The following is a 1671-nucleotide window of genomic DNA, read 5'->3' on the forward strand; positions in this document are numbered from 1 at the left end:
CACACAAGACCTCCGATGGTTTTAGGAGTCAAGCCGCAGCGCGTGTCGGAGGCGTGTCGGGGAAGGGCCCGAATGCTTTTGTCGGATCGAAGGACTGACCGGATTGGAGGCAGTGGTGAAGCTGGCCAAGCATCTTGTTGAACAGATGGCGCAACGCGGCCGCGTGCCGGTCGCCGCCTGCCCGCCGACGCAGATAGTGGACGCGGGCCGGGCTGGGGTTGGCCATTGCGGAGAAGGCCCAGGCCCAACCAGCAGCGGCCAGACGGTCGTTCTTGATGCGCCGGTGGGTGATGGAGATCGACTTGCCCGATGCCCGGGTGACGGGCGCGGATCCGGCGTAGGCCTTCAGCGCTCGATCATTAGCGAATCTTCCTCGGTCATCACCGATCTCGGCGAGAACCCTGGCGCCGGTGAGATCGGCCAGCCCGGGAAAGCTGGTCACGATGGCGTAGTCGGGGTGCTTGCGAAACTCCTCGGCCGCGGCCTGCTCCAGGTCGTCAGCGCCCAAGCATCCAGCGTCCAAGGTTGCGAGCAGGGCGAGGGCCTGGCGGCCTCTAGCCTTCTCGACCAGGTTCGGTTGCCTCATCTGTGGGGTGCGCAGGCCATCGACGATCTCGGCGGCCAGAGCATCGACTCCACGCTGGCGTCCGGCACGGCGCAGCGCGGCGGCGACCCTGGTCTTGGTGAGTTTGGCCGCGTGCGCGGGCGTCGGTGCGATTGCCAGAACGGCGCGAGCCTCGGGCTTGGCCAGGTTGGTGGCCGATTTTCCGGCGAAGGTTGCCAAGAACGCCGGGTAGTACTCGCGCAGCAGCGACCGCAGCTCGTTGCTGGCCTTGGTGCGTCGCCAGACCGCGTCTTGCTGGGCGCGCGCCAAAACCGCGATGGCCTGGACGAGTTCGCTGTCAGCGGGCAGCGAACGGTGGTATTCGCCGTCGACGCGGATGATGTTGGCAAGGGTCATGGCGTCGACATGATCGGATTTGGCGCGAGCCATGGAATGGCGTTCGCGGTAGCGGGCGACGGCCATCGGGTTGATCGAGTAGACGGCGCGTCCGCTAGCGCGCAGCGCGGCGACCATCAGCCCACGTGGGGTTTCGATCGCGACGGGAATCGGGTCCTCCGCGGTGTCGCCGGCCTCGGTCAGCACAGCCGTAAGTTCAGCGAGACCAGACGGGTCGTCAGCAATCCGCTTCTTGGACACGAGCTTTCCGTCATGATCGACGATCGCGATGTCGTGATGGTCTTCGGCCCAGTCGATTCCGCAGTATCAGTGCATTCCGACCTCCCTCGTGTCGAGTGTTTCCGCAGGTCCAAGACCTCGGCGAGAACGCGCAGCGCCCTACTTACGAGCCTCTGTGGGCTTGCCTCCGATGAGCTGTTCGCGATCCCAGCGCACCTGCACGGCACCGGTCTCTGCAAGAGCTCGAAGCTCTCAGAAGATGGGGTGTCTGATCGTGCAAGCAGGCTCGAACCACGAGCAATTCGTATCGGTGCGCGCGGCCGGACCGGACCGGACAGCGAATCAGCTCTCAGCCCGCGACTGGCAGATAAGTCCAGCCTGACCGGGCGCTCTAAGCCTTGTGTGAAGGGTCGATCGCCCTAGGAGATATCGAAAGAGTCACCCGGTCACGCCGCGAACGATCGACCCATCGCACCCACGCTCAGCCTCGC

1 protein-coding gene is annotated in these 1671 nt (G+C 65.2%); it reads right to left on the reverse strand.

What is annotated here, in order from left to right:
* Window positions 1-28 precede the first annotated feature (28 nt).
* Complete coding sequence (locus tag ACFWPK_RS34520) at window positions 29-1258, reverse strand: IS110 family transposase (RefSeq protein WP_378923068.1); 1230 nt, start codon at window positions 1256-1258, stop codon at window positions 29-31.
* Window positions 1259-1671: the final 413 nt, after the last annotated feature.

The organism is Nocardia sp. NPDC058519, from assembly GCF_042719755.1.
Taxonomy (GTDB): Bacteria; Actinomycetota; Actinomycetes; order Mycobacteriales; family Mycobacteriaceae; genus Nocardia.